This is a genomic window from Pedococcus sp. P2_E5 (assembly GCF_056403895.1).
The window spans coordinates 13,827-35,163 of the sequence record NZ_JBFUEP010000024.1; the positions used below are offsets into that span (position 1 = coordinate 13,827).

The 21,337-nt window shown below is 69.8% G+C and carries 20 protein-coding genes; 14 read left to right on the top strand and 6 right to left on the bottom strand.

Translation table 11 applies throughout. The annotated features are described in order from the left end of the window. The first annotated feature begins 203 nt into the window (after positions 1-203). Positions 204-1,019 (top strand): HAD-IIA family hydrolase, encoded by an 816-nt coding sequence (locus AC1DVZ_RS09795; RefSeq protein WP_477617998.1) that lies wholly within the window; start codon positions 204-206, stop codon positions 1,017-1,019. 43 nt (positions 1,020-1,062) lie between these two features. Here AC1DVZ_RS09795 and AC1DVZ_RS09800 read toward each other — a convergent pair whose 3' ends face one another. After that, complete coding sequence (locus tag AC1DVZ_RS09800; RefSeq protein ID WP_477617999.1) at positions 1,063-1,383, bottom strand: ArsR/SmtB family transcription factor; 321 nt, start codon at positions 1,381-1,383, stop codon at positions 1,063-1,065. 102 nt (positions 1,384-1,485) lie between these two features. Between AC1DVZ_RS09800 and AC1DVZ_RS09805 the strand changes: the two genes are divergently transcribed. After that, on the top strand, positions 1,486-2,775 hold the full coding sequence (locus AC1DVZ_RS09805) for an MFS transporter (protein ID WP_477618000.1): 1,290 nt from the start codon (positions 1,486-1,488) through the stop codon (positions 2,773-2,775). 117 nt (positions 2,776-2,892) lie between these two features. Here the strand turns inward: AC1DVZ_RS09805 and metF are convergent, their stop codons facing one another. Beyond that, positions 2,893-3,831, bottom strand: coding sequence for a methylenetetrahydrofolate reductase [NAD(P)H] (gene metF, locus AC1DVZ_RS09810; RefSeq protein WP_477618001.1), 939 nt, complete (start codon positions 3,829-3,831; stop codon positions 2,893-2,895). A gap of 95 nt (positions 3,832-3,926) precedes the next feature. Between metF and AC1DVZ_RS09815 the strand changes: the two genes are divergently transcribed. Beyond that, the gene (locus tag AC1DVZ_RS09815; protein ID WP_477618002.1) at positions 3,927-5,012 is read left to right on the top strand and encodes a polyprenyl synthetase family protein; all 1,086 of its coding nucleotides are present in this window, start codon (positions 3,927-3,929) and stop codon (positions 5,010-5,012) included. 110 nt (positions 5,013-5,122) lie between these two features. Here the strand turns inward: AC1DVZ_RS09815 and AC1DVZ_RS09820 are convergent, their stop codons facing one another. Then, positions 5,123-5,506, bottom strand: coding sequence for an Rv2175c family DNA-binding protein (locus AC1DVZ_RS09820; protein ID WP_477618003.1), 384 nt, complete (start codon positions 5,504-5,506; stop codon positions 5,123-5,125). 241 nt (positions 5,507-5,747) lie between these two features. On the opposite strand from AC1DVZ_RS09820, the gene AC1DVZ_RS09825 reads away from it, so the two are divergent. The 3 genes from AC1DVZ_RS09825 to AC1DVZ_RS09835 all read left to right on the top strand — a co-directional run bounded on the left by AC1DVZ_RS09825 (position 5,748) and on the right by AC1DVZ_RS09835 (position 10,091). Then, positions 5,748-7,070, top strand: coding sequence for a lytic transglycosylase domain-containing protein (locus AC1DVZ_RS09825; protein ID WP_477618004.1), 1,323 nt, complete (start codon positions 5,748-5,750; stop codon positions 7,068-7,070). 82 nt (positions 7,071-7,152) lie between these two features. Then, complete coding sequence (gene pknB / locus AC1DVZ_RS09830; protein WP_477618005.1) at positions 7,153-9,186, top strand: Stk1 family PASTA domain-containing Ser/Thr kinase; 2,034 nt, start codon at positions 7,153-7,155, stop codon at positions 9,184-9,186. A gap of 35 nt (positions 9,187-9,221) precedes the next feature. Beyond that, positions 9,222-10,091: a DMT family transporter gene (locus AC1DVZ_RS09835; protein WP_477618006.1), complete on the top strand. Its 870-nt coding sequence runs from the start codon at positions 9,222-9,224 to the stop codon at positions 10,089-10,091. A gap of 54 nt (positions 10,092-10,145) precedes the next feature. Here the strand turns inward: AC1DVZ_RS09835 and AC1DVZ_RS09840 are convergent, their stop codons facing one another. Both AC1DVZ_RS09840 and AC1DVZ_RS09845 read right to left on the bottom strand, forming a co-directional pair. Next, entirely contained in the window at positions 10,146-11,204 is a 1,059-nt protein-coding gene (locus tag AC1DVZ_RS09840) for a threonine aldolase family protein (protein WP_477618007.1), read from the bottom strand. 154 nt (positions 11,205-11,358) lie between these two features. Further along, positions 11,359-12,711 carry a class II 3-deoxy-7-phosphoheptulonate synthase gene (locus AC1DVZ_RS09845; protein ID WP_477618008.1) on the bottom strand — a complete coding sequence of 451 codons (1,353 nt, stop codon included), beginning with the start codon at positions 12,709-12,711 and terminating at the stop codon, positions 11,359-11,361. 80 nt (positions 12,712-12,791) lie between these two features. Here AC1DVZ_RS09845 and AC1DVZ_RS09850 point away from each other — a divergent pair, with 80 nt between their 5' ends. Then, positions 12,792-15,290, top strand: coding sequence for a glycoside hydrolase family 31 protein (locus AC1DVZ_RS09850; RefSeq protein WP_477618009.1), 2,499 nt, complete (start codon positions 12,792-12,794; stop codon positions 15,288-15,290). 416 nt (positions 15,291-15,706) lie between these two features. Here AC1DVZ_RS09850 and AC1DVZ_RS09855 read toward each other — a convergent pair whose 3' ends face one another. Then, the gene (locus tag AC1DVZ_RS09855) at positions 15,707-16,084 is read right to left on the bottom strand and encodes a hypothetical protein (RefSeq protein ID WP_477618010.1); all 378 of its coding nucleotides are present in this window, start codon (positions 16,082-16,084) and stop codon (positions 15,707-15,709) included. A 499-nt stretch (positions 16,085-16,583) separates the two neighbouring features. On the opposite strand from AC1DVZ_RS09855, the gene AC1DVZ_RS09860 reads away from it, so the two are divergent. The 7 genes from AC1DVZ_RS09860 (at position 16,584) to AC1DVZ_RS09890 (ending at position 21,262) form a co-directional block, all read left to right on the top strand. Then, complete coding sequence (locus tag AC1DVZ_RS09860; protein WP_477618011.1) at positions 16,584-16,862, top strand: hypothetical protein; 279 nt, start codon at positions 16,584-16,586, stop codon at positions 16,860-16,862. A 17-nt stretch (positions 16,863-16,879) separates the two neighbouring features. Then, complete coding sequence (locus AC1DVZ_RS09865) at positions 16,880-17,464, top strand: MarR family winged helix-turn-helix transcriptional regulator (RefSeq protein ID WP_477618012.1); 585 nt, start codon at positions 16,880-16,882, stop codon at positions 17,462-17,464. After that, the gene (locus AC1DVZ_RS09870) at positions 17,457-18,560 is read left to right on the top strand and encodes an MBL fold metallo-hydrolase (RefSeq protein ID WP_477618013.1); all 1,104 of its coding nucleotides are present in this window, start codon (positions 17,457-17,459) and stop codon (positions 18,558-18,560) included. Before AC1DVZ_RS09865 ends, AC1DVZ_RS09870 begins: the two co-directional genes overlap by 8 nt. A gap of 232 nt (positions 18,561-18,792) precedes the next feature. Beyond that, positions 18,793-18,951, top strand: coding sequence for a hypothetical protein (locus AC1DVZ_RS09875; RefSeq protein WP_477618014.1), 159 nt, complete (start codon positions 18,793-18,795; stop codon positions 18,949-18,951). Between the two features lie 84 nt (positions 18,952-19,035). Next, a complete protein-coding gene (locus AC1DVZ_RS09880; RefSeq protein ID WP_477618015.1) occupies positions 19,036-19,530 on the top strand; it encodes an RNA polymerase sigma factor in 495 nt (164 codons plus the stop codon). Further along, entirely contained in the window at positions 19,520-20,488 is a 969-nt protein-coding gene (locus AC1DVZ_RS09885) for a hypothetical protein (RefSeq protein ID WP_477618016.1), read from the top strand. The genes AC1DVZ_RS09880 and AC1DVZ_RS09885 overlap by 11 nt, the downstream gene beginning before the upstream one ends. Positions 20,489-20,797: 309 nt before the next feature. After that, positions 20,798-21,262 (top strand): suppressor of fused domain protein, encoded by a 465-nt coding sequence (locus AC1DVZ_RS09890; RefSeq protein ID WP_477618017.1) that lies wholly within the window; start codon positions 20,798-20,800, stop codon positions 21,260-21,262. The last annotated feature ends 75 nt before the right edge of the window (positions 21,263-21,337 follow it).

The following is a 21,337-nucleotide window of genomic DNA, read 5'->3' on the forward strand; positions in this document are numbered from 1 at the left end:
CATGGAACGACAGCCAGCATGCGCATGCTGATCGCTCCATCGTGGCCGTCCCCCGTGCGAAGCGCAACGCCAGGCGACGCCCAGGCGTGGCACAGGCGTGGCACAGGCGTCGCACAGGCGTCGCACAGGCGTCGCACAGGACGTTGCCGTCCGGGGAGCGGCACTCCCCCGAGCCGCGCACGCCACTCGGACACAATGGGCCGATGACCACACCGAAGCCCGTCGAGTGCTGGCTCACCGACATGGACGGCGTCCTCGTCCACGAGGAGAGCGCCATCCCCGGAGCCGCCGACTTCATCGCCGCGCTGCAGGAGTCAGGGCGGCGGTTCCTCGTCCTGACCAACAACTCGATCTTCACCCCGCGCGACCTGCGGGCCCGCCTGCTCGCGAGTGGTCTCGACGTGCCTGAGGAGTCGATCTGGACCTCGGCCCTCGCGACGGCGCAGTTCCTCGCCGACCAGCGGCCGGGCGGAAGCGCGTTCGTCGTGGGTGAGGCAGGGCTGACGACCGCGCTCCACGAGGTGGGCTACACGATGACCGAGCGCGACCCCGACTACGTCGTGCTCGGCGAAACCCGCACCTACTCGTTCGAGGCGATCACCAAGGCGATCCGGCTCATCGAGGCCGGGGCCCGCTTCATCGCCACCAACCCCGACGTCAGTGGGCCCAGCCCGCAGGGCATGCTGCCCGCCACCGGCTCCGTCGCGGCCCTGATCAGCGCGGCCACCAGCCACCGGCCCTACTTCGTCGGCAAGCCCAACCCGCTCATGATGCGCAGCGCCCTCAACCGGATCGACGCCCACTCCGAGTCGACCGTGATGATCGGCGACCGGATGGACACCGACGTGATCAGCGGGCTCGAGGCCGGCCTGCGGACCATCCTCGTGCTGACGGGGTCGACCCGGCGCGACCAGGTGCAGCGCTTTCCCTACCAGCCGACCCGCGTCGTCGACTCGATCGCCGACGTCGTACCGCTCGTCGGCGAGCTGCGTCCGCTGACCGGACCGTCCAGCGACTGACCCTCGACGGGCCGCGGACGGCCGGGTATGCCGCGTGGCCGGGTCAGCCGCGCGAGTCACCGAGCACGCTGGCGAGCAGTCCGGGGAAGGTCGCGTCGAGCTCCTCGCGGCGCAGCGACACCAGCCGCTCCCGGCCGCGGGGCTCGTTGCGGATGACGCCCGCCTCGCGCAGCACCTTCATCAGGTGCGACTTGGTCGACTTGGGCAGCGCCGGGTTCGTCGCACCGCACTGCGCCATCTCGAGCGGGCCGTGGGCCAGGTCGCGGACGATCTGCAGCCGGGCCGGGTCGCTGAGCGCGAAGAGCACGTCGGTGAGCGCCACGTCCGACATGGCGGGGTGTGGCAGCTCCTGGTTTGCGGGCATGGTTCGATAATACTCGAACCAATTTGGCGGAATCGGGAATGCCGCGGCCGGAATGACAGTTCGACAAATATCGAACCGTTGTTCTCGTCCGAGAGGCCCGTCATGAGTGCGACCAGCAGCATCCCGACCGGCACCACCAGCACGACCGTGACCGACACGACCAGCCCGAGCGGCAGCACACCGACGCCCACGACCGTCCGCGACCGGCAGGGCCGGCTGCGGCTCGCCCGTCGGCCCGCCTTCGTGCTCGCCCTGACGACCGTCGTCGCGATGATGGTCGGTGCGAGCGCCCCGTCGCCGTTCTACCCCGTGCTGCAGGCCGAGATCGGCTTCTCGGCCGGCACGATGACCACCATCTTCGGGGTCTACGCGCTCACCCTCCTCGCGACCCTGCTCGTGACCGGCTCCCTGTCGGACCACGTCGGCCGCCGCCCGGTGCTGGCGACCGGCTTCGTCGTCCTCGCCGTGAGCATGGTCGGGTTCTGGCACGCCGACGGCGTCGCGACCCTGATGGTGTCCCGGGCCGTGCAGGGCGTGGCCGCGGGCCTGTTGATGTCGACCATGTCCGCCGCGGTCGTCGACCTCGAGCCCCGCAACCGCCCCGGCCTGGCCGCCACCCTCAACAGCGTCACCCCGCTCTTCGGCCTCGCCGCGGGCGCCCTGCTCGCCGGGATCGCTCTCGACGCCACCACGCACGCGCTGCCGATCGTGTTCGCGACCCTCACGGTCCTCTACGCCCTCCTCGCCGTGGCGGTGCTGACCCTTCCCGAGACCTCGCCCCGGCACGAGGGCTGGCGCCGCTCGCTGCGGCCCCAGGTCGGCATACCTGTCGCTGCCCGACCTGCCTTCCGGCGCAGCGCCCCCGCGCTCTTCGCCGGCTGGGCCACGGGTGGCCTCTACCTGTCCCTCGGGGCGCCGATCGTCGGTCAGCTCCTGGGTGGCCGCAGCCACCTCGAGCAGGGCGCTGTCGTGGCGGTCCTCACCGGGGTCGGCGCGCTCAGCTCCGCGCTCGGCCGGCGTCGCTCACCCCGCGAGATCACGCTCTACGGCACGACCATGCTCGCCCTCGGCACGATCCTGACGCTCGTGGCCCTGCACGCCGAGTCGCTGGTGGGCTTCCTGCTCGCCGCCGTGGTCGCGGGCTCCGGCTTCGGGACGTCGTTCCTCGGGATCATGCGCTCGATCACCCCGACCGTCGGGCCGGAGCAGCGCGGCGAGCTGTTCTCCAGCGTGTTCGTCGTGAGCTACCTGGCGTTCGGGCTGCCGGCGGTCGCCGCCGGCTTCGCCGCTCCCCACCTCGGTCTCGAGCGGACCGCGACGATCTACGGCCTGGCCGTGGTCGTGCTCTCGGGCGCAGCCGCGCTCGCCCGGGCCTTCACCACGCGCGACTGACCGATCCGACGACTGACCGATCCGACGACCAGATCCCGCGACTTCTGGCCAGGGGTGGTGGATGCAGGCCCCCGATGCGGGCACAGATCCACCACCGGTGGCCAGAGGTTGCGATCGTTACGCGCGGGGGGTGGCAGTGCGGGCAGCGAGGTCGAGGTTGCGGTAGACCTCGAGGGTCGCCGTCGAACGGTTCATCGTGATGAAGTGCAGACCCGGCGCACCTTCGGCGAGCATTCGGTCGGCGAGCTCGGTGGCGATCTGGACGCCCACCTCGCGGGTCGCGGCGGGGTCGTGGGAGGCCGCCTCGAGCCGGCTGACGACGGCCGGCGGCAACGGGGTGCCCATCAGCTCGGACATCCGGGCGACCTGCTTGAAGTTCGTCACGGGCATCAGGCCCGGCGTGATCGGCAGGTCGCGCCGAGCCGCCACAGCGTCGCGCAGCCGCAGGTAGCTGTCGGCGTCGAAGACCATCTGGGTGATCGCGAAGCTCGCTCCTGCATCGGCCTTGCGGACCATGACCTCGACGTCGTGCTCGAAGCTCGGCGACGCGGGGTGCACGTCGGGGAACGCCGCCACCCCGATCGTGAAGTCCCCCAGGGTCCGCACCAGCGCGACGAGGTCGGTCGCGTGGTTGAGGCCCTCCGGGTGGGCCACCCACTCGCCGCCCACGTTGCCCGGCGGGTCACCCCGCAGGGCGAGGATGTTGCGGACGCCGCTCGCGGCATACAGGCCCACGACCTGGCGCAGCGCCGCCACAGACGCTCCGACACAGGTGAGGTGGGCCAGCGGCGTCAACGTCGTCTCACGAGCGATCCGCTCGGTGACGCGCACCGTGCGGTCCTGGTGGGAGCCGCCCGCGCCGTAGGTGACCGAGACGAAGTCGGGTCGCACCGACTCCAGCCGCCGGATGGCGTCCCACAGCGTGGACTCCCCCGCGTCGTCCTTGGGCGGGAAGAACTCGAAACTGATCGAGGGACGCGGCGCCGCGAGCATGCCGGGGATCGACAACGGCTGCTGCGTCGGTCGATTCACTCCCGAGGTGTGCCCCAAATCCATGGCGGTGACACTAGTGGAGGCCCTACGCCGTAGGCTCAGTGCCAGCACAGGATGAGACATTTCGCGGATCGACAGACGCCCGGGAGGAACGCGTGGTGACCAGCCCGCTCGACGCCGCCTCCCTGCGTGAGCGGGTGCAGCGCACCGTCGACGACGTCCTCGCCCACCAGGCGGGCATCCTCGCCGAGGTGGGGCCCGACGCGCAGGAGCTGCTCGGCGCCGTCGCCCGCCTCCTCACCGGCGGCAAGCGGCTGCGGGCCGCCTTCCTCTACTGGGGCTACCGCGCCACAGGACAGCCCGACTCCGACGCCCTCGTCCGCGTGGCCACCGCCATGGAGTTCTTCCAGGCTGCAGCGCTGATCCACGACGACGTCATGGACGACAGTGACACCCGCCGGGGTATGCCGGCTGCGCACCGTTCGCTGGCGGCTCGCCACGAGCGCGAGTCCTGGGCCGGCGACGCGGACCGGTTCGGCGTGGCCGGCGCGATCCTCGCGGGCAACCTGTGCCTCAACTGGACCGAGGAGATCTACGCGACCTCGGGCCTGCGCTCGGACCACCTTGCGCGGGGGCGCGGCGTCTTCGACGTGATGCGGACCCAGCTCATGGGCGGACAGTTCCTCGACGTCGTGGAGTCCGCCCGGTCGTGGGACGGCGTGTCCACCCAGGAGCGCATCGACCGGGCCGAGCACGTGATCCGGTTCAAGAGCGCCAAGTACACCGTCGAACACCCCCTCCTCATCGGAGCCACCGCCGGCGGCGCCTGCGACGAGGACCTCTCGGCCCTGTCCCGCTACGGCCTCGACCTGGGCCAGGCGTTCCAGCTGCGTGACGACCTGCTGGGCGTGTTCGGCGACCCGGCCGCGACGGGCAAGCCTGCCGGCGACGACCTGCGTGAGGGCAAGCGCACGGTGCTGATCGCGCACGCCCTCGCCGGTGCCGACCAGGCCGGGGTCGAGCTCATCGAAGCCCGACTGGGCGATCCCGCGCTCGACGACGAGACGGTGCAGCGGCTGCGCGAGGCGATCACCGCCGCGGGCGCGGTCGACGCGGTCGAGGCCGACATCGCCCGCCTCGCCGGCTCGGCCCGGATGGCGCTCAAGTCGACCCGGGAGCTGTCACCCGAGGCCGCCGGTGTGCTCGACCAGCTGATCGACAGCTCGACGACCCGGGCCCACTGACCCCGACCCCCCACCAGTTTCCTTTGCTAGCCAAGGAAACTGGTTGACGTACAGGTTGCAACCTGTCCGTCAACGAGCAACCTTTGCTAGCAAAGGTTGCTGGAGGGGAGCTAGAAGGCCTGCTCCATCGCGCGGCGACGCACTTCGGTCTTGAACCCGGCTGCGAGGTTGTCGACGGGAGTCCCGCCGATCCGCAGCGTCTCGTCCGGGGTGAACAACCAGCGGAGGATCTCCGCGTCGTTCAGGCCCCCGTCCGCGAGCACCGTGAAGGTGCCCCGCAGGTGACGGAAGACGTCCTCCTCGAGGAACTGCGCCGGGACCGCGACGACCTTGCGCTCGCCGATCCTGGAGCTGAGCAGTTCCCGGTCCTCGATCAGCTTGCGCACCGAGGACAGCGGGATGCCGAGGCGCTCGGCGATGTCGGGCACGGTCAGCCAGGAGCCGACGAGGTCTTCGAGCGGGGTCTCGGCGGAGGCCGCGGGCTGATCAGTCACGGGACAAGAGTGCCAGCGAAGTCAGGCAAAGCAAATCGCGTCCCCAGGAGCGAATTACATCGATGTAAGTCGATATGGAGGGCCCAGATGGTGTACCTTTCACAATCGTCACAGAAGTCCCACTGTTCACTCCACCACCGGCTCCACCACCTGCCCCACCACGTCTCGCCTCACCTGTTCCATCACGTGCTCCACACCCGTTCCACCGCCTGTTCCGCCACCGCCCGAAAGGCAGCCCCCGATGTCCCCAGTGATCGCTCCGGCAGCGCTCCCTTCGGCCACCCCCCAGGCGGCGGTCGCCGTCGTCCAGAAGGCCAAGCCGGCTCCCTACGGCTGGGCGACCTACACCGTCCGCAGCGGAGACACCCTGGCCGACATCGCCGCCCGCACGAGCACCACGACGGGCACCCTGGCGGCGCGCAACCACCTGAGCCACGGTGGCAACCACCTGTCCGTCGGGCAGCGCCTGTCGGTGCCCAAGACCGCCGCGCAGGCCCGCGCCGAGGCAGCCAGGGCGCGTGCCGCGGCCGCTGCGAGGGCCGCAGCGATCAAGCGCGCGACCTACGTCGTCCGATCCGGTGACACGCTGAGCCACATCGCCGCGCGCAAGGGCGTGTCCCTTGCTGCCCTCCTCAAGGCCAACAGGCTCTCCACCCGCTCGGTCCTGCACATCGGCCAGAAGGTCCGCATCCCCGGTGTCGGCGCCGCCAGCGCCAGCCGCCCGGCGGCAGCCGCAGCACGGTCCATCACGACCTACCGCGTGCGCAGCGGCGACACGCTGAGCGCCATCGCCACCCGCACCAGGACGGCCCTCGCGACGGTGTACTCGCTGAACCGGCTGAACGCCCGCAGCGTCATCCACCCCGGACAGGTGCTCAGGGTCCACGGCACCACACCGGCGGCCACCCGCCGTGCCGGCACCGCGGCATACGCGGTCCGCGCCGGTGACACGCTCAGTGGCATCGCCACCAAGCACAGCGTCACCCTCGCCGCCCTGCTCAAGACCAACCGGCTGTCGGCGGCCTCTGTCATCTACCCGGGCCAGCGGCTCAAGGTGCCGGCCAAGCCGGCCAAGTCGGCCGCGAGCGCCAACTCGTTCGCAGGACGCACCTACCCCAGCTCGATCGTCAACGCGGCCAACCGCAACCGCGCCGCGCTGGCCCGCCACGCAGTCCCCAGCCGTAGCCAGACCAAGGCGATGATCGTCGCCACAGCGCGCCGCCACGGCGTGGACCCCAAGCTCGCGCTGGCCGTCGGGTGGCAGGAGTCGGGCTGGAACCAGCACCAGGTGTCGGTGGCCAACGCCATCGGCGTCATGCAGGTCATCCCGTCGTCCGGGCAGTGGGCCTCCGAGATGGCCGGACGCCGCCTGGATCTGCTCAAGACCCAGGACAACATCACGGCAGGCGTGGTGATCCTGCGCTCACTGACCCGGTCCGCGAGGACGATCGACCAGGCCATCGCCGGCTACTACCAGGGGCTCTACTCGGTCCAGAAGAACGGCATGTACGCCGACACCAAGGTCTACGTGTCCGCCATCAAGGCGCACCGCTCCAGGATGTGAGCCCGCCTGACGAATGCGGTCGGGACACCACCCACGGACCCGCCTGCGCGAGATGACCAGCGAGACCTCCTACACTTTGCGGGTGTCTTCCGGTGTCACCGAGTCGTTGCTCGGGCGTGTGTTCGACGGGCGTTATCGCGTCCAGTCGCACATCGCCGACGGCGGAATGGCATCGGTCTACCTCGCACTGGACACCCGGCTGGACCGTGACGTCGCGCTGAAGGTGATGCGCCACGACCTCGCCCAGGACGAGGCGTTCGTCAGCCGGTTCAAGCGTGAGGCGCGCTCCGCGGCCCGGCTGTCGCACCCCAACGTCGTGTCGGTCTTCGACCAGGGCGAGGACGACGGCCACATGTTCCTCGCGATGGAGTACGTCCCCGGACAGACCCTGCGCGAGGTGATGAAGGCCGAGGGACCGCTCACACCCCGCGCCGCCCTCGACATCATGGGCCCGGTCCTGCAGGCCCTCGGCGCGGCCCACCGCGGCGGCATCATCCACCGCGACGTCAAGCCGGAGAACATCATCCTGCGCGAGGACGACGGCACCGTGAAGGTCGCCGACTTCGGCCTCGCCCGGGCCGTCTCGACCCAGACCACTGCCTCCCAGACGGGAGTCCTGCTGGGCACGGTTGCCTACCTGTCTCCGGAGCAGGTCGAGCGCGGCATCGCCGACGCGCGCAGTGACGTGTATGCCGCGGGGCTGATCCTGTTCGAGATGCTCACGGGCACGAAGGCGTTCACCGGCGACACCCCGATCCACATCGCCTACCAGCACGTCCACGGGTCCATCCCCGCGCCGTCGTCGAGGGTGACCTCGGTGCCTGCCGAGCTCGACGCACTGGTGGCCCTGGCGACCTCGCGCGACCCCGACCACCGGCCCTACGACGCCGAGGACTTCCTCACGGAGGTGCGCAAGTCGCGGGCGATGCTGACCCCGACCGAGCTGGACCGCCGCCCCGAGGGCCCCGCTGCGCTTGCCGGTGGAGCGAGCACGGTTTCCGTCGAACGCACCAGCGCGCTCCCGGTACCGGCTCGCCACGAGTCGGCTGACGACCAGGCTGGCTACGAGGCCGCTGGCCAAGGACTCGCTGGTCACGCGCCGCGCCACGCCGCCCAGCCCGGCCGCCCGGTGCCGCGGTTGTCGCTACCCATCGACCAGACCCCCACCGCTCCCCCGGTGCTGCACGGCCGGGTGCTCGACACCATGGGGAGCGACGACGACTACGACCGTGCCGGGGGACCCTGGCGCTGGATCTGGATCGCCCTCGGCGTCGCCCTGGTCGCCGGGGTCGCCGCCTGGTGGTTCCTCGCGGGTCCCGGCTCCCCCACTCTCGTGCCCACGACCACCAGCCTCACCTATGCCCAGGCCGAGGCGAAGCTGGAGGTCGCCCACCTGGGCGCCGACCGGGTCGACAGCTTCGACGAGTCGGTGCCCAAGGGTGTGGTCATGTCCACCGACCCCGGCGCCGGCGCCGAGGTGCGACGCGGCACCGACGTCAAGGTCACCGTCTCCAAGGGGCCGGAGCGGTATGCCGTGCCCAACGTGGTCAGCAAGTCCGCCGCCGAGGCGCGCGACCAGATCACCGCGGCCAAGCTGACGCTGGGCAAGAGCACGGAGGCCTTCGACGAGGCTGTCACCGCGGGTCTCGTGGTCAGCGTGGACCCCAAGGTGGGCACCCCGCTCAAGCGCGGGACCAAGGTCAACATCGTCGTGTCCAAGGGCAGGCAGCCGATCCCGGTCACCGACTTCACCAACAAGCCGGCCGCCGAGGCGGTCGACGCGCTCTCCAAGGCCGGACTCACGGTCGACGCGACCGAGCAGGCCAACAGCGACACCATCGCCAAGGGCAACGTCATCTCGCAGTCACCGGCCGGCGGCACGCTGTTCAAGGGCGAGACGGTCAAGCTGGTCGTCTCCAAGGGCCCCGTCCTGGTCAAGGTGCCCGATGTCTCCGGCAAACAGGCCGACGAGGCAGAGGCGATCCTGCGAGCCGCTGGCTTCGACGTGAAGCGTGAGAACGCCCTCGGCGGCATCTTCGGCACCGTCCACCACACCAACCCTGCAGCCAACACCGAGGCGCCCAAGGGCTCGGTCGTCACCATGGTGATCGTCTGAGCCTGTCCCCGGCGCGGCTGGCGACGCTGCTGCTCGTGTCGGTCACCGCGGTGTGGGGCTCGACGTTCTTCCTCATCCGCGACCTCGTCGAGCACGTGCCGTCGGCCGACTTCCTGGCCGTGCGTTTCGCGATCGCGGCGGCCGTCATGGCCGTGCTGTTCCGGCGGCAGCTGCTCGCCCTGACCCGGCGCGAGGTGCTCATCGGTGTCGTCCTGGGGATCCTCTACGGCCTGGCCCAGCTGCTGCAGACGGTCGGGCTCGAACACACCGGCGCCTCGGTGTCCGGGTTCGTCACCGGCACCTACATCGTCCTGACCCCCGTGCTCGCAGCAGTTCTGCTGCGCGACCGGATCCCCCGGACGACGTGGCTGGCCGTCCTGCTCGCCACCGCCGGGCTTGCGGTGCTCTCGCTGCGCGGCGTCTCAATGGGCTACGGCGAGATGCTCACGCTGGCCGCAGCGGCCCTGTACGCGCTGCACATCATCGGGCTCGGCAGGTTCTCGACCGCCCAGTCAGCCACCGGGCTGGCGACCGTCCAGGCGGGGGTCATCACCGTGGTGGCCCTGGTCGGCGCGCTGCCCGGAGGCGTCACCCTGCCCGCGACCGGCGGCCAGTGGACCTCGTTGCTCTACATGGCGCTGGTCGCCGGTGCCGTAGCCCTCTGGGCCCAGACGTGGGCCCAGTCGCACCTGACGGCCACCCGCGCCGCCATCGTCATGACCATGGAACCGGTCTTCGCGGCGTTCTTCGCGGTGCTGTTCGGGGGCGAGTCGCTCACGGGACGCATGCTGCTGGGTGGCGCCTTGGTGCTCACCGCGATGTACGTCGTCGAGCTGCTCGGCCGCCGTTCCGGCGCCTCAGCCGAGGAGGACCGCCCGGCCGAGCTGCTGCACCACGAGGTCTGAGGTCCAGGTCTGAGGGCTCGGTCTCTGGGCAGCCCTGGGGGCTAGGTCAGATGGCTAGGTCTGCGGACCCTTCTCCAGCAACGGCACCAGCTCGGTGACGGCGCGGTCCGTGCCCGCGTCGTCGACGTCGAGGTGCCAGACCAGCCGCACCGCCGTGGTGCTCACCGGATAGAGGCGTATGCCGCGTCGGCCCGCCTCCTCGACGAACCCCGCGGGGGTCCAGCCCGCGCCCGCCACGTCGAGCACGACGATGTTGGTCTGCACCCGCTGCGGGTCGATCGAGCCCGGGACCGCGGCGGCCGCCGCCTCGGCGAAGCGCCGGGCCCGGGCGTGGTCGTCGGCGAGACGGAGCAGGTGGTGGTCGAGGGCGTGCAGCCCGGCTGCCGCCAGGATGCCCACCTGTCGCATACCGCCCCCGAACCGCTTGCGCCAGATGCGAGCCTGCCCCATCAGGTCGCGCGAGCCCACGAGGACAGAGCCGACGGGGGCGCCGAGGCCCTTGGACAGGCACACGCTCACGGTGTCGAACAACGCGCCATAGGTCGCGAGCGGGACGCCGGTGGCGACGTGGGCGTTCCACAGGCGCGCGCCGTCGAGGTGCATCGCCACGCCCCGCGTTCGGGTGCCCGCGCGCAGTGCCTCGATCTGGTCGAGCGGCTGAACCGTGCCGCCGCCGAAGTTGTGCGTGTTCTCGACGACGACCAGGCGCGTGTTGACCTGGTAGGTGCCGCCGTCGGGGATCATCAGCGCCAGCGGCTGGGCCGCGTCGAGCACGCCGTGGTCGGCGACCCAGGACCGCGACGAGATGCCGGACAGCACCGCGGCGGCGCCCATCTCGGCCCGCAGCACGTGGGCGAGGGAGTCCGCGATGAGCTCCTCGCCGTGGGCGACGTGCAGCCGCAGGCACAGCTGGTTGGCCATCGAGCCGGTGGGCGCGAAGAGCGCGTCCTCGTGCCCGAGCAGCTCGGCCACCCGCTCCTCGAGCCGACGGACCGTCGGGTCCTCGCCGAACACGTCGTCGCCGACGGGGGCGTCGGCCATCGCCCGCCGCATCGCGTCGGTGGGCTGGGTGAGGGTGTCGGAGAGCAGGTCGACCAGGGGTGCAGCAGGCATGCGAGCCAGCCTAGGAGGTCGGCCGGCTTCGACGGCCGGCGACCCGGCGGCATACCTGCTCGAGGCTCACCCGGGCGGTGGGCTCGGGCGGTGCCCGAGAGGTGGGCCCGAGAGGTGGGCCCGGGCGGTGGCCCCGCGAGAACCGGCGCGGACGTCAGTCCTTGGACAGCATCTCGGCGACGAGGAAGGCCAGCTCGAGGCTCTGCTGGTGGTTGAGCCGCGGGTCACAGACCGTCTCGTAGCGCTTGTTCAGGTCGGCGTCGAGGATCTTCTCCGCGCCGCCGATGCACTCGGTGACGTCGTTGCCGGTCAGCTCGACGTGGATGCCGCCGGGGACGGTGCCCAGGCCCTGGTGCACCTCGAAGAAGCCGCGCACCTCCTCGACGACGTCGTCGAAGTCCCTGGTCTTGTAGCCGCTGGCGGACTCGAAGGTGTTGCCGTGCATGGGGTCACAGATCCAGGTGACCTGGGCGCCCGAGCCGGTGATCTTCTCGACCAGGGTCGGCAGGGCGTCGCGAACCGTCTTGGCACCCATCCGGGTGATGAAGGTCAGGCGGCCCGGCTCACGGTCGGGGTCGACCTTGTCGATGAGGCGCAGGACGTCGTCGATCTCGGCCTTGGCGGACAGCTTGATGCCGATCGGGTTGAGCACCTTGGAGACGAAGTCGATGTGGGCGCCGTCGATGTCGCGGGTGCGCTCGCCGACCCAGATGAAGTGGCCGCTGGTGTCGTAGAGCTCGCCGGTGCGGCTGTCGACGCGGGTCAGCGGCCGCTCGTAGTCGAGCAGCAGCGCCTCGTGGGACGAGAAGAACTCGGTGGTGCGCATGGCATCGAAGTCCGCGCCACAGGCCTGCATGAACTTCATCGCCTTGTCGATGTCCTTGGCCAGCCGCTCGTAGCGGTTGTTGGCGGCGTTGGCCACGAAGCCGCGGTTCCAGTCGTGGACGTGGCGCAGGTCGGCGAAGCCGCCCTGGGTGAAGGCGCGCACGAGGTTCAGCGTGGCCGTGCTCGCGTGGTAGGCCTTCACGAGCCGCTGCGGGTCGGGCGTGCGTGACTCGAGGGTGAAGTCGAAGTCGTTGACCATGTCGCCGCGGTATGCCGGGAGGGTGACTCCCTCGCGCGTCTCGGCTCCGCTGCTGCGCGGCTTGGCGTACTGGCCGGCCATCCGGCCGACCTTGACGACCGGGACGGAGGCGCCGTAGGTGAGGACGGCGGCCATCTGCAGGATGGTCTTGACCCGGTCGCGGATGTTGTCGGCGGTCGCGGAAGCGAACGTCTCGGCGCAGTCCCCGCCCTGCAGGACGAAGGCCTCGCCGCGGGCCGCGGCGGCCATCCGGGACTTGAGGACGTCGCACTCCCCGGCGAACACCAGCGGCGGATACGACGCGAGCTCGGCGACGGCGCTGGAGAGGCGGGCGGCGTCGGGCCACTGCGGCTGCTGGGCAGCCGGAAGGTGTGCGCCGGCCGCGAGGCTGGCGAGGGCGTCGTGGTGCTGCGTGGTGCTCACCGCTCAAGGATAGGCGGGAGCGCGCGCACCCCGTCCCGTGGCCCAGATCCCGATACCCTTCGACGCGAAGGAGGGCACCCATGACGCCTCGACTGACGGTTCCCGGCAACCCGGTGGCACACCCCGACGCGGTGGTTGCCGGCGAGTGCTGGCGGATCACCGTCCTCACCCCCGGGCTCCTGCGGATCGAGTGGTCGGAGTCGGGCGAGTTCGAGGACCGGGCCAGCACCTTCGCGGTCAACCGCACCCTGTCGGTCCCCGACATCGAGGTGCACCGCCACGGTCAGCGCATCGAGCTGTCGACGCAGTGCCTGCACCTCGACTACGACGGCGAGGCGTTCAGCCCCAGCGGTCTGGTCGTCACGGCGACCTCCGCCATGCCCGACGCGCACACCAGCGAGTGGCGCTACGGCGAGCCGGCCGACGGTCTCGGCGGCACCGCCCGCACCCTAGACGACATCGACGGCGCCGTCCCCCTCGGCCCGGGGGTGGTCTCCCGCACCGGCATCGCCGTCATCGACGACTCCGACTCCTTCCTCATCGAGGACGGAGCTCCGGCCGTGCGTCGCCCGGGCACGCAGGACCTGTACGTCTTCGTCCGTGGCCACGACTACCGCGCCGCCGTCGCCGACCTCTACGCCGTGTCCGGTGCGGTGCCCATGCTCCCCCGCTGGGCGCTCGGCAACTGGTGGAGCCGCTACCACCCCTACTCCGCCGACGAGTACCTCGAGCTGCTCGACACCTTCGACGCGGAGCGGGTGCCGCTGTCGGTCGCGGTGCTCGACATGGACTGGCACTGGGTCGACATCGACTCACGTTTCGGCACCGGGTGGACCGGCTACTCGTGGAACCGCGACCTCTTCCCCGACCCCCCGTCCTTCCTCGCCGAGCTGCGCCGGCGGGGCCTCGCGGTGACGCTCAACGTCCATCCGGCCGACGGGGTCCGCGCGTTCGAGGACGCCTACCCGCAGGTCGCCTCAGACATGGGGATCGACCCGGCCAGCGAGCGCGCGGTCGCCTTCGACCCGACCGACCCCCGCTTCATGGACTCGTACTTCCAGCGGCTCCACCATCCGTTGGAGGACGAGGGCGTCGACTTCTGGTGGCTGGACTGGCAACAGGGGTCCTTCAGCCGCACCCCTGGCGTGGATCCGTTGTGGTTGTTGAACATCGAGCACTTCAACGACTCCGCCAGGCGCGGTCAGCTGCCCATCACGTTCTCCCGGTATGCCGGGCCGGGCAGCCATCGCTATCCGGTCGGCTTCTCGGGCGACACCCACATCACCTGGGACTCGCTCGCCTTTCAGCCCTACTTCACCGCGAGCTCGTCCAACATCGGCTACGGCTGGTGGAGCCACGACATCGGCGGTCACTGGTACGGCAGCCGCGACGACGACCTGACCGTCCGCTGGGTGCAGCTCGGGGTCTTCTCCCCGATCATGCGGCTGCACTCGACCCTGCACCCGTTCATCCGCAAGGAGCCGTGGACCTTCCCCGACCAGGCCCGCGCCACCATCGACGCCTTCCTGCGGCTGCGGCACCGGCTCGTCCCCTACCTGCACACGATGAACGCCCGCGCCGCGCGCGAGGGGGCGCCGCTCGTCGAGCCGATGTACTGGGGGGACCCAGGAGCCATCGAGGCGTATGCCGTGCCGAACCAGTTCCGCTTCGGCACCGAGCTCGTGGTGGCCCCGATCACCAGCCCGCAGCAGGAGGTCCTCGGGCTCGGCAGTGCGCAGGCCTGGCTGCCGGACGGTGTGTGGACCGACCTGTTCACCGGCACGCGGTACCGCGGAGGCAGGCAGGTGCGACTGCACCGGCCCCTGGAGACCCTGCCGGTGTTGGTGCGGGCGGGCGGCCTTCTGCCGCTGGCTGGCTCGGAGGACGCCACCGTGGGCACGGCGCTGCCCGAGCACGTCGAGCTCGTCCTTGCCGTCGGGGCGGACGGCCGGTTCGACCTCGTCGAGGACGACGGGAGTGGCGGTGCGGACGACGGAAGCGGCGCTGCTGCCGGCGACGGGCGCAGCGGCGAGGATGACGGAGGCGGCGCTGCCGGCGACGAAAGCAGCGGTGCGGACGACGGGAGCAGCGGCACGGACGACGGGAGCACCGGGGCGCACACCGCGGTCACGACGATCACCTGGGACGAGGCCAGCGGCACCCTGGTGATCGCGGCGCCCACTGGCGCCGTCGACGTCCTCCCGGCCTCGCGCACGTGGACGCTGCTCGTCCTCGGCGTCGAGGCGGACGCGACCCTTTCCACCCAGGGCACAGACGAGCCGACCCTCTCCCCCGCACCCACCACCGCGGGCACGCGGTTCGCCCTCGGCGAGGTCGCCAGCGGTGACAGCCTGACGGTCACCCTCGACGACGTCCGGCCCTTCGACTGGTCGCGGACCGTCGAGCGACTACGCCAGGTGCTCGACCGGGCCAGGATCGACTACAACCTGAAGAGCACGGCGTTCGCTCTGGTCGGGTCGGCCGACGGACCCGCAGACGCGGCAGCGCGCCTGCGCGGCCTCGAGCTCGACCGCGAAGTCGAGGCCGCCCTGCTCGAGCTCGTTCTGGCCCAGTACTAAGCCGCGGCGATGGGGCGCGTCACACCGCCCACAAAGAAGCAGGCACCTGTCGCCCGCGAAATCTGCCGGGGTGGCTAGTCGTGAGGCGGTTGTTGCCGGCGAGGCTGACCTTCGTGAGTCGAGGTGGTCGAGGGACGGCGTGGTTCCGATGTCGGGGCCGGAGTTGTGGGTCGGCTCGTCCTCGGTGGGGTGAAACCGAAACCGTCGACGGCACCCCTCATTGGCTCCGGTCACCACGGACGTCGGGCTGACGACGACGTTGCGCTCGGTCAGCGCGCCGGCATGCGAGAGCGCGGCTGCTCGAGTGCCCTACCCGACCGGCCCAGAAGCCGAATGAGAGCGTTGAGCTGCTTCCGGGTGGCTCGGCGGCCCCGCGCTCGAGTACCCCGTCCGGACCGGTCTGTGCGACTCAGACCCTACCCGCCGACGCACTGGCTGAAGAACGTCTCGATGCTGGTCACCCCGTGGCAGGGATCCCCGTTTGACTGGGCGTTATCGGGGACCTCGTCATCAGGTCCCACGATGTACGTGGCAACGTCGACCACTCCGTCGCCGTCGAAGTCGAGGCCGACCAGGCCATGGAAGCCCACCCCGTCGGGGCTCACGAGTCCGCGGTCCAGCCGGTTGGCCAGGCCAGGCGTCGTCCACACGATCTCGCCGGTGTTGGCGTTGATCACCACCTGGACGCCAGCGGCCTGGTTCTGTTTGCTGGCGTTCATGCACTCGTGCGCCAGCGAAGGCCCTGCCGAGAGCACCAGAGCCGTGGCGGCGCCAAACGTAGCCAGAACGGTCATTCGTGTTGCCTTCATTGTGTTTCCCCTGTTCCTGGTCGGGTGGCCGGCCGGACACCCGCAATTACGAGGATGGCCCGGTCTCAGTCATGCCGCCTCCGACAATTGGCAGATCTTTCGGCAGAGACGCTGGGGGAACCTCCTGCTGGCGCGGTCTTCCTGGCGCGACCTTCGGGCGGCGCAAGGTGCCCAGCTCCCTGGCTACCTGGCTACCTGCGTGGAGTCCTGGCCGCGGCGATGTTGAAGTAGGCCGACACCCAGGCGTGGTTCCACGCCACGACGCGGTAGCGGTAGTTCGTGTTGGCCTTCAATCAACCCGTGGACATCGCAGCACCCTTCGACCGAACTACTGTTCTCCGCCGTTCTCGGCGGCCCGTTGGCCGCACGAACGGTCACGTGTCATGCACGCCCGACTGCCTATTGACGAAGTTCCCGCTCCGGAGTATTCCTTAGAGATCTAATGATCGGACTTCTAAGGAGTCCGCCCACCAGGGAGGTAGAGATGACGGCAACACTGCTCGTGCGCCACACCGTCGACAGCTACGACGACTGGAAGCACGCATTCGACGGCCATGAGGCGAACCGCCGCCAGCATGGCGCGACCGGGCACCGGGTGCTGCACGACGGCAACCAAGTGACGGTCCTGATCGACTTCCCCGATCGCGGCTCGGCCGAGGGGTTCGCCTCCGATTCCGCTCTGCCCGAAGTGATGCGCAAGGGCGGCGTGACGGGTGCGCCCGACATCGCATGTCTCGAGTCGTCCGAACAGCTCGACTACTGAGCAGGTCCAACACCGAGGTGGCCCCGGACGACGGGGGGCACGAGCCGACTGCCAGACGGGTCGACCGCCGCGCGTTCGCCCGCGAGTTCCCCTCCGGTGATCCAACTGCCACCGAGTGCGCTCAGAACCTGATGCTCGCCTCGAGCCGGTTCACCGAAACCGACACCCGCGCGCTGCGTCGGCACGGCCTGTCCCTCGCGGCGCGGATTCTTCTTGCCACCGTCGAAGGTGCCGGCGAGCCGCTGCCCGCGAACGTGCTCGCCGAACGCCTGCTCGTCAGTGGCGCGAGCATCACCTCGCTGGTCGACACCCTGGAACGCCGGGGCCTGGTCCGGCGAGTGCGGCCCAACCACGATCGCCGGCTCGTGCTCATCGAACTGACCGATGCGGCCCAGCCCGTGATCGACGCGTACCTGGCCGAGGTGACTGCGCTGCACGCCGCAGAATTCTCGATCTTCACCGCCGATGAGCGGGAGCAGCTCACCGATCTGCTCGCCCGTCTGTCGGCACATCTCAACACCCTTGACCTCGAATCGATCACCGCAGCGGCAAAACCACGCAGGGCCAAGGCGCGCCAGCGGAAAGGAGCACCCCATGACTGACATCCCGCAATCGGCGACCCGCCCCAACCGGCGCGGCTTTCTCGGACTCGCCGCGCTCGTGGCGGCAGCACCGGCCGCAGCCGCCATCCTCGGCCCGACCCTCATCCCGGCAAGCGCCGCGGCCGCAGACGCGGCCTCGGCCGGCGACCTGCCGTCGTTCGCGCCCGTTCCACCGAGTGCCTTCGGTCCACCGCTGAACGCCGATGGGTACTTCGTCGGCCCGATCAAGGACAACCTGTACTGGGTGACGGACGGCTTCTACCAGTCGATGTTCCTTGCCACCGCACACGGCGTGGTTGTGGTGGACGCGCCTCCCACCATCGGTCACAACTTGCTGCGGGCGATCAAGCAAGTCACCAACAAGACGGGCACACCGTCCACCGTGACCCACCTGGTGTACTCGCACTTCCATGCCGACCACATCGGGGCCTCCTCAATTTTCGGCGACCACGTGCTCCGCGTCGGACATGAGCAAACCCGACGGCTGCTGCTCGAGACCGGCGACCCGAACCGTCCGGCCCCCACGCTGACGTTCAAAAACCGGCACGTCCTCGAGTTCGGCAGCGATCGGCTTGAACTGGCCTACCACGGGCCGAACCACACGCCGGACAACATCTTCATCTACGCGCCGAGGCAACGCACGCTGATGGTGGTCGACGTCCTCTTCCCGGGCTGGGCGCCGTTCAAGAATCTGGCCGTGTCACAAAACATTCCAGGCTGGGTGCGCGCACACGACACCGCCATGGACTACCGCTGGACAACCCTCGTCGGCGGCCACCTCGGCCGCCTCGGTGTCCGCGCCGACGGCGACCTGCAGCGACAGTACATCCGGGATCTGGACGCAAGCACCAAGCAGACGCTGGCATCCCTCGACCCCACTCCGTTCTTCCAGAAGTACGGGCCGTCGGGCAACGCCTGGGCGATCTTCAAGACCTATCTCGACGCGGCCGCGCTGCAAGCAGCCGCCCCCATCGTCGACAAGTACCTCGGCAAGCTGGCGGGAGCAGACGTCTTCACCGTCGACAACGCCTACGCGTTGTTCGAGTCACTGCGCGTCGACGCCGGCGCGCTGGGACCATTCGGGATCAGGCCCTAGAAGCGGCACTCGTCGAGAGGGCTCTACGCCCCGGGACAGGGCATTCCAATCGAGAACGAACTCGAGTTCGAAATCCTTCTGGACGCCTAAATCCAGCACCGTTCCACCAGCATCAGACTTCGCTTCCGGTCGACTCACCAGAACCTGCGTTCGAAGTGTCAACCTCCACGGCTCCTTGGGTCTGTTAATGGGTAGACCGTGCGACCGTCGCGCACGGCACCTGGAGGAAGCCATGGACCGCACCAGCAGTCTCCGTGTCGCCGTCGCGCTCGCCGCTTCCGCGCTGGCCTTGATCGCAGCCCCCGTCACCGCCATCGCTCAGGCCCCGCCGGGCCCCGTGGACGCGTCGAAGCTGGTGCCGAGCCTGAGCCCGACCTTCGCCCCGTCATGACCCGCTCCTCCATCTGCAGGTGGTGCGCCGGCACGGCTTCCTGCAGCCTGAGTCGAGGTGTCCCATCCACGCTCGGGGGATGCGATGCAGACCGATGAACGGCGTGACTACGAGCTGGTGTTCCGCGGCAGCTTCGCCTCGATCACGCGCACCGTCTACCTGATTGTCCACAACCAGGGTGCGGCGGAAGAGATCACCCAAGACGCCTTCGTCACGCTCCTCGCGAAGTGGGGGTCCGTCGCGGCATACGACCGTCCCGAGGCGTGGGTGCGCAAGGTGGCCATCCGGATGGCCGTTCGCCACGTCGGTCGCGAAGCGCGCCGACCGGTCAAGGAGGCCACTGCCCAGTCGTTCCCGCGCACAGCCGCGGTCCCCGACCACGATGTCGCCCTCGCCGTCCAGCAGCTTGCGCCCATGCAGCGCGCTGTCGTGGTGCTGCATTACTTCGAGGACCGGCCGGTCCTGGAGATCGCCCGGACCCTGCAGGTGTCGGAGTCGACCGTCAAGCAGCACCTGTTCCGCGCCCGCGCGCGGCTAGCCCAAACCCTCGGAGAGGAGGTCGGGTCCGATGCCCGTTGACGACCGCCTGCGAGTGGGCCTGACCGCCAATGCCGCAGCCCTTCGCGAACCAGACGTGGAGCTGCTGCTCGGCCAGGCTTTCGCCGCCCACCGCCGCCGACAGGCGCGCCGCTGGGCTGGCGTCGCCGGACTGGCAGCAGCCGCCTGCGCCGCGCTGGTGGTCACCCTGATGGCGCAGACGACGCCGAAGCCGGAGCCCGCCCCGCCAGTCGGTCCGACACCGACAACGCTTCAAGACCGGTATGCCGGCCTGGTCGCCCCCTTCGCCGAGGCGCCCCAGGCCTCCGGTCGATGGGCGCTCGCTGTCGGCGCCGACGGCAAGGTTACCGCCACCCCTCCCAACAAGTACGGCAGGGGGGAACCGTTGGTGGCCGGGCGGTTCGGCCGTGGAGGGGTGTTCGGAACGGACGCGTTCAGCCAGAACAACCACATCTGCGACTCGCCCGGCGGCAGGTACCGCATGACCACTCGTGGTGACCAGCTCATCTTCGAGTCGGTCGCCGACAGCTGTGTGTCCCGAGTCCAGTTCTTCACCAAGACCACGTGGATATCCACGAGCGTCACCGCCTACACCGGTCCGGGCATCCCGGATGGCCGATGGGCTCGGGACGTCACCGTGGGGCAGTTGAACGATGTGCACTTCTGGCCCGACCCAGCCTGGAAGACCTCCAACGGCTTCTCCGACGGCTCCGGCCGCTTCGTCATCGAGTTCGCCGGGAGCCGGTGGTTCATCTTCGTCGAGAACGACCAGGGCGGGCTCGAGATCGGCGACCAAGGAACCGTGAGGTACGACGGCCTCGGCCGTTGGGTGCAGAACGACCTCACGGCCGTCGAATGGTCGATCCGGGGTGACGCCCTCACAACGCGCAACGCCGTCCCGGTGGAAGGTCTCCATCCCCTGCCGGCCCGCGATGCCGATCGAGCGGTGCTCGAGGGGAGCTGGCAACGGGTTCGTTGACTCGCGCCGCGCGCGCCCCCAAGGCGACGCATTTCCAACCAGGACGTCGGAATACCAAGTTGCATGCGCCATGCGTCACTTCGCCGCGAGCTGGGCGGGTCGAATGTGCACTCACATGGCGATGAGCGGACGCCTGTGGCGAGTGTCGGGCCTTGATTCGGATGGAGATCGGGCAAGATCCCCAACATGACAGCGCGGCCTGCTCTGCCCCCCACTCGCTCACTGATGTCCACATACCTTCGATGCGCACTCGGAGGCGAAAGTCAGGTTCGCGCCTACTACGACGCCACCGAGAGGCACAGCGTCGCCGTGATTGAGGCAGCATCGACGCCCGCCCCTGCGCTTGACACCTACTCGACGGCGTCCCTGCATGCCTCGCGCAACATGCTGGAGGGCCGAGATGTCAGGGTCGAGCTCATGCTGGTGGCCGCGAGGGGGGCGCTACAGGCGGCCAATGTCGTGGCGACTTCGGCATTCTGCGTCATGAAGGACGGCTGGCTCGCTGCACCAGGGGTCGTTTTTCCCAACGCCATTCGCGAGTATTTCCCGGATACAACCGTGCCCCACGTCATGTGGAGCGAGCCATTCGACTTCGAGGGCCTCGGCACAGTCACCGTGGACGGAGTCGACCACGATGTTCACGCCTTGCAAGGCGTACCGCTTTCAGACGGCGAACACGACTTGCTTCTGAGGCGCGGATTCGACGTGCTCGAAAGCCGACTCGCTTCGGCGAACGTGGCCCACTTCGACTTCCATCGGGCTTCAGTATGCTGACCGACGCCATTGCGGCCCTTCATCCTGAGGTGCGGACGTTACCGGATCTGCCGCGATGGGTGTTGTGCGTCCTTC